Source organism: Fusibacter sp. (assembly GCF_057447755.1).
In genome coordinates, this window is sequence record NZ_JBVBZF010000120.1 from 1 (window position 1) to 10,410 (window position 10,410).

Sequence of the window (10,410 nt, forward strand, 5' to 3'; positions counted from 1 at the left end):
ATAGCTGTATTTTGTCTCGCCTGCATTTCGTTCATCTCGATCAAAATAGACATAGGTTACATTGAAGCCAATCCAATGCGTTAAGCCTCTAAAAAAGCGATTTTTCTCCCTAAAGTGGTTGATCTCATTCACTGCCCGTCTGCTGAGTAGCCTAAAGTCGCCTGTATCGAGAGGAATCTCTGTGTCACTCATGGTTTTCAGAACACGATAAAACATTTTAGAAGTCGTCTTTTTAAGGATACTTTCCTTCTTTCTTGTTTTTCTTTTCGCATAAACAACGTCAAAGCCCTCAGTGAACTTTTGATACATTTGAAAAATCAGTTCAGGCGGGTCTTGAAGGTCCGCATCTATGATTACAACCGCCTCTCCTGATGCAGCTCTAAAGCCTGCTGTGTTTGCCATTTCATGTCCAAAATTACGCGAAAATGAAACTAATTTAACCCTATCATCCTCTTTTCTTACTTTTAATACTTGTTCAACTGTTTTGTCTTTACTACCATCATCAACAAAAATGATTTCAAAATTCGGACTGATTTGTGTGAGTACCTCTAATAACCGCTCATAAAGCGGTTTGATGTTCATCTCTTCATTATATGCCGGTACAACAACACTGATCACTGGCCTATTCATAAATGCCCCCTAAAACTTAATTTTCTCTCCATCCATTATAAAACAATATTCTTGCCTTGTCTTTAATGTAAATTTATATAATATGTAATAACCATTAAAATATAAGATTTGAACCACATTCTAATGTCCTCGCTGATGCTGCTTGAGGCCCATTGTTCCTCTTCACAGCTTTTGACTAAAAGTTAGATGAAAAACTAATAATCTATGTAATAAAATCAGAGTCTGACTAGACTCTGATTTTTAGACTGTATATTTTATAATGAATATTCTTTTGATGCTTTAATGAAATCTCTAAAAAGTGGATGTGATCTTGTTGGTCTAGACTTAAATTCTGGATGGAACTGAACTGCCAAGAACCATGGGTGGTTAGGAAGCTCTACAATTTCAACAAGTCTCTCATCTGGTGATAATCCCGAAAGGATTAAGCCCTTATCAAGCATCTCTTCTCTATAAGTGTTGTTAAATTCATATCTATGGCGATGTCTCTCGTAGATAAGTTCTTCTTCATAGGCTTTAAAAGCCAATGTATCCGGTTTGATTTTACATGGGTATAAACCAAGTCTCATGGTACCGCCCATGTCTTCAATATCATGCTGTTCTGGCATTAAGTCGATTACTGGAACTGGTGTTAAACCATTAAGTTCTGCACTATGTGCTTCTTTATAGCCAAGGATGCTTCTCGCAAACTCAATAACAGCCATTTGCATGCCTAGGCAAATTCCAAAGAAAGGAATCTTGTTCTCTCTTGCGTACTTAACGGCTTCAATTTTACCTTCAACACCTCTAAAGCCAAATCCACCTGGAACGAGAACACCATGAACACCGCTAAGAACCTCAGCTACATTTTCGGCTGTTACATTTTCTGATTGAACCCAGTCGATATCGATTGCAACTTCATTAGCGATTCCAGCATGTTTTAATGCCTCTGCTACTGAAAGATATGCATCTTTAAGCTCAACATATTTTCCAACCAAGGCAATTTTGATTGTCTTTTTAAGGTTTTTTTCTATTTCAACGATACGCTCCCACTCTGAAAACTCAGGTGCAGCACAATCAATTTTTAAGAATTCACATACTTTTTCAGCCAAGCCTTCTTTTTCTAGTGTTAAAGGCACTGAATAAAGTGTTTCCGCATCCAAATTCTGAATGACGTTTTTAGGGCTAACGCTACAGAAAAGCGCAATTTTATCTTTCATTTCTTGAGAAATCTCTTTTTCTGCTCTACAAACGAGAAGGTCTGGTTGAATACCAATCTCTCTAAGCTCTTTAACAGAGTGTTGAGTTGGCTTGGTTTTTAACTCACCAGCCTTACTGAGATAAGGTAATAATGTCAAATGAACATACATGACATTCTCTCTGCCCACATCGTACTTCATTTGTCTGATGGCTTCAAGGAATGGAAGCGATTCAATATCACCCACAGTACCACCAATTTCTGTAATAACAACGTCTGCACTTGTTTCCTTTGCAGACCGCATTAGTCTTTCCTTAATTTCGTTCGTAATATGGGGAATAACCTGTATTGTAGCACCAAGATAATCGCCACGTCTTTCTTTAGTAAGCACTGACCAGTATATTTTGCCTGTTGTTACATTGCTGTTTTTAGATAAGTTAATGTCAATAAATCGCTCATAGTGTCCTAAGTCAAGATCTGTTTCTGCACCATCATCCGTTACAAAAACTTCTCCATGTTGATACGGGCTCATCGTACCCGGATCCACATTGATATAAGGGTCAAATTTCTGAATCGTCACTTTAAGGCCTCTGGCTTTTAAAAGCTGTCCTAAAGATGCGGCTGTTATGCCCTTGCCAAGTGACGAAACAACGCCTCCTGTTACAAAAATATACTTTGTGCTCATTGATAAACTCCTTTCAAAAATTGGAAAAAACTCTATGTCGATCCACGCTTTCCAGTGTCTAACCTACTCACAAGGTTTAAAATTCACAAAAAAAGAGTGAGAAGTCACCCCTTAAGGATGACTAAACACTCTTGTTCCTAAGGCTCAAGTAGCCACCCTGCAGGGTGTCACTATACCGATTCAATTCATAAATCTTAATAATACTTAGATAGTATATCCACATTCAATTTTAAAGTCAACTCTTTTTACTTCAAATTCAAAATCAATTTTGACTAATCACAATTGAATCTGCTTCAAAGATTACATCCGACAATTTCTTTCCTTTTATAAAAAGTTTATCTCCTATTACATAGTCTGTGATTTTAAGACCTGATGCCAGTGCAAATCCAACTGTTTTTGTAACACCGTCTTCATCTTTAACAACAAGTAGGTTAGTCGTTGCAAAAACATTTGTCACTGTGCAGTTAAAGCCGATAACTTCCTTCTCATAACTAAAATCAATTCGATCAATGCCACCAATGCTGACATGCATTCTCACGGTTTGATCCAGTTTTAGGTCATATATGGTCAATGCTTCATTACCGATTTCATCTACAATTTTAGCCTTTGTAGATAGACTATATTTTTCAATAGTGCCATCTTCAAGTTTTATTGCGATTTCTGGTGTTTTTGTAATATGAATTTCTTCAATCGTTCCGATTAAGTCCTTAGCTTGTCCAAGGTATTCAATGTTGGTAACCACGCCATATTTCAAAGTAACTTTAACGATGTCATTCTTAGCAAGTGCTCTTTCAGCATCTGTAAAGGTTACCGATGTCAACAATTCTTGCTTAAAGGTCATATTATCTTCTTTAGTCATTTCAAGTGTTTTAGGTGCTTTAGGATCAATTGCTTGTTTTAGCATACCTGAAAATTGATAGTAATCTGAATACGCCACGATCCCCTTAGCATCATAACCATCATATGACACGATAATTTTATAGCCCTCTTTTAAATCAAGTGCCGTCTTTTGAACACCATCAATGGTTATTGGCGTGTTCTCATACACGCGTTTAAAATCGAAAGACTTGTTGGCAAGTTGAAGCTTCAAGGATCTGAACTTAATAGCATCCCCCATTAAATTCGTCACCTGAGAAAAAGTACCTTCGACCTTATCATATACCTTGTTCATAACCGCTTTGGTAATGACATTTTTGCTGCTTGAAAGCTTAACAGATGCACCTTTTTCTAAACTTGAAAAATCAATAATCGCATCTTCAGCATAAACTTTAGCTTGTTTTAAATCGTAAACAGAAGTTTTACCACTTGTTTCTTTAACTTCTATTAGTTTTAAATCATTGAATATATCAGTGATTGTACCGTTAATCTCTACAGTTGTTGCATCTGTAGAACCAGTGTTAGTGTTAGTCTCAGTCGTGTCTGGAACTGTTGTTTCAATCCCAGTTTCTGTTCCTTGATCTACACTAGTGTCCGTCTCAGAGGTTGAACCTTCACTTTTAGTGTTAATCGCCTTATAGTAGCCATCTGCATACACTGCAAGTACAGAACGATTGATGATGGACTTAGGGTTAAAATTGCCGTTACTGTCACCTTTGTTGGAAATGATGTTATATTCAATTAATAAATTTACATATTTAAGTGCGCCAAGTGAGATATCAAAGGCATCCTTATAAGAAAGCGAAATGATTTTATTCAAATTTTCATTTTTGTAAACATTGAGAGCCTTTCCAAAGAAAACGGATACATCTACTTTTTTGGCCTCAGTTAATTTATCATTACTGATAAAATATTTTACTTCATCCATGACCAATATTTTGTTTTCAAGTGCATAAGCAAGCGCTGGATAGACATCCCCACCATATGGTGCGAGCATCTTCGGAATGTTTAAAGCGACAAAATCACTTTCGTATTTACTCGTCATTGTATTTATATTGACATTCTCCATATAACCTGCTGCCTTTGCTGCACGGTATAACACAATAATGGCTTCAATATTTGTCACATTATTGTTCGGTTTAAAGCTGCTGTCATCATTTAAAAGCATGATTTCATTCTCAACGACTCTTTGGACATACTCATTTGCCCAATGCGATGTGGTTACATCTGTAATCGCCACAACCCCAAAAGATAAATTACCCATCATCAAAAGAATAAGGACCATTGATATTATTTTTGAAAATTTATTTTTAGTCATCTTTATACCTCCGTAATTTGTTTATTCTAACACTATTATATCATGGGTTTCAAAATTGTTTATTACATTTCAATAACAGTATTGAATAAGTAGCTTATTTCGTCTCTCGATTTATGGTAAAATGTAGAGTGAAATAATCTATCTAAGGGGTCAAAACATGAGTTTTTTCGACTATAAATCCAAAAAAATCCACTATATACAGCGTGGTCATGGCAAATCTGTCCTAATTTTACATGGTTGGGGCACTAACATTGAAAGCTTCAACCATATTATTGAAGACCTTTCTTCATATTATCAAGTTACAGCACTTGATTTTCCTGGGTTTGGATTGTCTGAAGAACCAGCTGAGCCCTATGCACTTTCCCAATATGCTGAGTTGACACAAGCTTTTATTGAACATCTTGGGCTGGAAAAACCTGTTGTCATGGGGCATTCTTTTGGTGGTCGTGTTGCCATTAAAATGTCTGAAAAAGTAGCCTACGAAAAACTTATTCTTGTGAACAGTGCTGGTATCAAGCCCAAACGCAAATCCTCTTATTATTTTAAGGTCTATGGCTTTAAAGGCATCAGAACACTGGGTAAGCTCCCTCTTTTTTCATATATATTAGCAGAGCCTATCCGAGCATATTCAGAAAAATATTCAAGTCAAGATTATAAGCAAGCATCAAGTATGATGAAAATGGTACTTTCAAAAGTAGTCAATGAAGATCTTAAGCACTACTTACCGCACATTGAATCACCAACACTCTTGATTTGGGGTGACCAAGATACTGCAACACCACTCCAAGATGCCAAGTTGATGTCGTCTCTTATTCCTGATTCGGGTTTGGTTGTCTTTGAAGGTGCCGGACACTTTACGTATTTGGAACAACCTAGTCGATTTTTGACCATCATAAAAACTTTTATCGGAGGCTAATCCATGTTCATAGGCGTATTACTGATGATCATCTTAATCTATTTAAGGTCGATGGATGATTTGCAGAAATTTCAACAAAATTCATATCGCATTAAGCGCTATTCCAAATGGTTGCTCAGTAAAAATAATGCATTTTTTAAACCTCATGAATGGCTCTATGTTCTAGGTGCTTTTCTTTTAATATATCCTGAAAACTTAATTATAAAGGGAATCGGCTTTTTGCTTATGCTTTTGGATTATTACTTCTTTTGGCTCATTAAAACTGCCACAAGGACTAAACTTAAGCTCAATGTAACAGCACGCGTCAAGCGTTTAATGTTCACCAATGGCTTGATACTGGTGCTTTTATTTGGCGGATGGTTAATTACATCAGGCACTGCAAACCTCTTGATGTCATTCTTAATTGCTGGCCTGTATTTAGGTTCTTTCCTCATTACAATGCTCAGCAACATCATCAACACACCAATTGAATCGCAAATCAACCAGTACTACTATAATGACGCTCAGAAAATAATGGCTAAAAACCCTAATCTCACAGTGATTGGCATAACCGGTAGCTATGGCAAGACCAGCACGAAAAATGTACTTTATCAAATGCTTTCAAAGGATTTTAACGTGCTTATGACACCTGAGAGCTTTAATACAAAAATGGGCTTAACCAGAACAATTAGGACCTACCTTAAACCGACACATCAAATATTAATTGCTGAAATGGGTGCTAAGGAAGTTGGCGATATCAAGGAGCTTTGTGATTTTGTACATCCTAAAATGGGCATCATCACTTCAATCGGACCTCAACATTTAGAGACTTTTAAAACACTTGAAAATGTGATTTCAACGAAGGGCGAACTTTTTAAATATTTACAGCCTGGCGGTACGGCTTTCATCAACCTAGATGATGAAAATATTTTAAAACTTCCAAAAAGGGATGATTTAAAATACGTTCACTTTACTGCGAGCTCAGAGCCAGACACCCTAAAAATCTCACCAGACTACGCAATTGAGGATATTCATCTCTCCGGAAAGGGTTCTAGTTTTACTTTAGCCCATATTCCAAGCAAAAAGAAAGTGAGACTCAACACCAAACTTCTTGGCCGACACAATCTTTCTAATATTATCTCCGGCGTTGCCGTTGCACTAGAACTCGGTGTCTCAATGGACAGACTGAACACCTTGATCGTCGACATCATGCCCGTAGAACACCGCTTGTCATATAGAAGGGTTAACGACACCTACACCTTGCTTGATGATGCCTTCAACTCAAATCCAGTGGGTTCTAAAATGGCGCTAGAGGTTTTAGATCGCTTTGAAGGTCAATCCAAAATCATCATTACACCTGGAATGATCGAACTTGGATCCGAATCCTTCAAGTTAAACAAGCAACTTGGCATTCATATTTCAAGGGTCTGTGATTTTGTGATCTTGGTTGGCAGAAAGCAAACCGAACCGATTCAGGAAGGGCTTATGGAAAGTCAATATCCATCTTCTCAAATCTATATTGCAAGCAACCTTTCGGATGCACTCAGAAAACTAGATGAAATCGTTGAAAAGGACGATGTTGTCCTAATAGAAAATGATTTACCGGATACCTTCAACGAGATTTAAGGCCGCTATTTCAAACATTAGGTTTATGGATCACCTTAAAATCCAAATCTGTATTTTAGGAGAGTATGGCAAACCATACAATATCTTATGATAAACATTGGCGTTTTTTTTGGGGGAACTAGTGTAGAGCATGAAGTTTCTATCATAACTGCACAACAAGCAATTAGTCAGTTACTAGACATGAACCATTATAAAGTCGTCCCCATCTACATTTCCAAGGACAACAAATGGTATACAGGCGACTACTTGCTAGAAATTGAAAACTTTAAAGATTTGAAAAAAGTCATCACAGAAAGCCATCCATGTCACATGGTAAAGGCTGATAAATGTGCACATTTAATTTATGCAGATATGAAGCGATTTAAGAGTCCTTATATCTGCGATATTGATATTGCCTTTCCAATTATTCACGGTACTGGTGGCGAAGATGGTAACCTGCAAGGGTTCCTTGAGCACATGGATATCCCTTATGTGGGCTGTAATGTCCTAGCGGCATCTCTCACAATGGACAAGGTCGCATCTAAGCTCTTCTTACAGAGTTCAGGAATCAGAGTCGTGGAGGGCGAATGGTTTTATACACATCACTGGAATCAGTACGCAAGTTCCATCGTCGAAGACGTGGAGAAGAAGTTGACATATCCGATGATTGTCAAGCCAGCAGATATAGGATCGAGTGTTGGTGTTAAGCCAGCCAAATCAAGAAGCGAGCTCATTGAGGCCATTGATTTTGCAAAGCAGTTTTCAACACGAATCTTAATTGAAAAAATGCTTGATGATATGCGTGAAATTAACATTTCGGTACTCGGCGACAGCGAGCGTCTTAAACTATCTGTTTGTGAAGCGCCAATTACATCTTCTGATTTTTTAACTTATGAAGATAAGTATGTGAATGAATCTGGAAGTAAGGGCATGTCTTCAGCGAAACGTGAAATACCTGCCAAGTTAAGTGATGGCCTAAAGAATGAAATTGAGCGTATGGCTGCTGAAGCCTTTATCGCACTGGACTGTGCAGGTGTTACACGAATTGATTTTATGATCGACCAGAAGTCAAATCTACCCTATATCAACGAATTTAACACCATACCAGGATCACTGTCTTTTTATCTTTGGGAAGCTACAGGTGTTACCTTTAAGGAAATGCTTGAGGAAATGATCGATGCTGCACATAGAAGTTATCGAAGAAAGTGTAATTTAATTCGCTCTAACTCAATCAATATTCTTTCAAAAGCAGACCTTAGTGGCATTAAGAAATAGCAAAAAAATAAGTAGGAGGCAATATTTAATGGAAAAAATACTTATCGTTGAAGATGATCTTCAAATTCAAACTTTGATTCGTGATTATGTAAACGCTTCTGGATATATTGCAGTGACGGCTTCCGATGGTGAGGAAGCCCTACAAAAATTTGAATCCGAAAAACCACATCTTGCCTTACTGGATATTATTGTACCCAAAATTGATGGTTTTGAGCTTTGTCGAAAAATAAGAAACGAATCAAATATCCCTATAATCATGCTCAGTTCTAAAAAAGAGGATACCGACAAAGTCCTCGCCCTTGGCCTTGGTGCTGACGATTATATTGAGAAACCCTTTAGTCCACGTGTATTAATCGCTAAAATTCAATCACAGTTCAGACGTGTCAATGAACTATCTGGAACACCGGCAAGTGACACCTTGAAGATCAAAGATCTTGAAATTGATATAAAAGCCAGAACTGTTACAGTTAAAAATGTCAATATTCCATTCTCCGTTAAGGAATTTGAAATTTTGCACTATTTAATGGTCAACAAAAATCAAGCACTTTCTCGTGAGAAAATATTTGATGAAATTTGGGGCTATAACGAGTATGGCGATATTAATACCGTCACTGTGCACGTCAGAAAAATTCGTGAAAAAATCGAGAATAACCCATCTGAGCCGGAATACATTGAGACGGTTTGGGGGATCGGTTATAAATTTAAAGGATAAACCATATGAAATTACCTAAAATTTCTCTCCGCACTAAAATCATTTTTTTCCTCACTGACATGATATTATTTACGACTATTTTTGTCTTTTACATATTCTTTACCTACCGTATCGACAAAATACAACAAGTGTCATTGATTAAAAATCCCTATCTGCTATTGGCCGTTTTGATAACTGTAATGATTATCTACTTTATGCTCATGATCATGCTGATGACAAAGTACATTTTTGAACCTATCTCTGAGATGAAAAAAGCAGCAGAACAGATTAAAACAGGTAATCTAAATTATCCTATTCAATATACAGAGGGCAATGAGATCGGTGAGTTTTGTAAAGAATTTGACAAAATGCGTGTGCGTTTAAAGGACACTATTTTGGAACAGCATGAGCTTGAGAAAAGACGAAAAAGGCTTATCGCAAGCATCACACATGATTTAAGAACACCACTTACTTCAATAAAAGGATATGTCGAAGCCCTTCAAGATGGCATTGTTAAGGATAAGGAAACCTACGACAAATACTTAGCGACCATAAACGAAAAGTCTGATCTCCTTAATCATCTTATCGACGACTTATCTGTTTATACCAAACAGGAACTGGGTGAATTCACACTTAACATCGAGCGTATACATTCCGGTCGCTTACTAAACAACTATTTTAATCACAAACAATATGACTTTAAGTACTCAGATGTTGAACTTGTTTTAAAAAAGCCCTTTATTTCTACCTATATCAATGTCGATCCCTATCGGATGACTCAGATCCTTGACAATCTTCTCAGCAATGCTAAAAAATATGCGCGTTCACAGATTGTCGTTTCAACAAAAGTTATCCAATATCACTTGAGAATTTCTGTTCAAGATGACGGCGAAGGCATACCAGAGGATTTTATCCAAAATCTCTTTGATCCTTTTTTCATGGTTAACAAAAAGAAAGATCAAAAGGAAAAGGGCGGTTCAGGACTTGGACTCGCCATCGTTAAACAACTCACTGAAGCACATGATGGTACCATCATCGTGGAAAGCGTTTTAAATCAAGGCACTACTTTTACTATTGAAATCCCTATAGATCGATAATCAAAGGAGGTCCCCATGAAATGTCCAAATTGTAGTTTTGTGAACCCCGATCAAAGCGTCATGTGTAAAATCTGTGGCTATGAGTTTGATACGACTCCTAGTGTAGATACATCAAAAGATACAAACCAAAAGCATGATTTAAGGCACTCTGAAAAAGAGGACTC

8 protein-coding genes are annotated in these 10,410 nt (G+C 37.1%); 5 read left to right on the top strand and 3 right to left on the bottom strand.

Annotated features, from left to right (window positions below):
• The 3 genes from AC220I_RS13150 to AC220I_RS13160 all read right to left on the bottom strand — a co-directional run.
• Positions 1-630, bottom strand: a 630-nt coding sequence (locus tag AC220I_RS13150) for a glycosyltransferase family 2 protein (protein ID WP_486724303.1), incomplete at its 3' end; no start/stop codon positions are given.
• A 254-nt stretch (positions 631-884) separates the two neighbouring features.
• Entirely contained in the window at positions 885-2,489 is a 1,605-nt protein-coding gene (gene pyrG, locus AC220I_RS13155) for a CTP synthase (RefSeq protein WP_486724304.1), read from the bottom strand.
• A gap of 262 nt (positions 2,490-2,751) precedes the next feature.
• Positions 2,752-4,683 carry an S-layer homology domain-containing protein gene (locus AC220I_RS13160; protein WP_486724305.1) on the bottom strand — a complete coding sequence of 644 codons (1,932 nt, stop codon included), beginning with the start codon at positions 4,681-4,683 and terminating at the stop codon, positions 2,752-2,754.
• 157 nt (positions 4,684-4,840) lie between these two features.
• Here AC220I_RS13160 and AC220I_RS13165 point away from each other — a divergent pair, with 157 nt between their 5' ends.
• The 5 genes from AC220I_RS13165 (at position 4,841) to AC220I_RS13185 (ending at position 10,246) form a co-directional block, all read left to right on the top strand.
• The gene (locus AC220I_RS13165; RefSeq protein ID WP_486724306.1) at positions 4,841-5,599 is read left to right on the top strand and encodes an alpha/beta fold hydrolase; all 759 of its coding nucleotides are present in this window, start codon (positions 4,841-4,843) and stop codon (positions 5,597-5,599) included.
• A 3-nt stretch (positions 5,600-5,602) separates the two neighbouring features.
• The gene (locus AC220I_RS13170; protein WP_486724307.1) at positions 5,603-7,204 is read left to right on the top strand and encodes a Mur ligase family protein; all 1,602 of its coding nucleotides are present in this window, start codon (positions 5,603-5,605) and stop codon (positions 7,202-7,204) included.
• Positions 7,205-7,291: 87 nt separating this feature from the next.
• Complete coding sequence (locus AC220I_RS13175) at positions 7,292-8,458, top strand: D-alanine--D-alanine ligase family protein (protein ID WP_486724308.1); 1,167 nt, start codon at positions 7,292-7,294, stop codon at positions 8,456-8,458.
• Between the two features lie 28 nt (positions 8,459-8,486).
• Complete coding sequence (locus AC220I_RS13180) at positions 8,487-9,170, top strand: response regulator transcription factor (protein WP_486724309.1); 684 nt, start codon at positions 8,487-8,489, stop codon at positions 9,168-9,170.
• A gap of 179 nt (positions 9,171-9,349) precedes the next feature.
• Positions 9,350-10,246: a HAMP domain-containing sensor histidine kinase gene (locus AC220I_RS13185; protein WP_486724310.1), complete on the top strand. Its 897-nt coding sequence runs from the start codon at positions 9,350-9,352 to the stop codon at positions 10,244-10,246.
• The last annotated feature ends 164 nt before the right edge of the window (positions 10,247-10,410 follow it).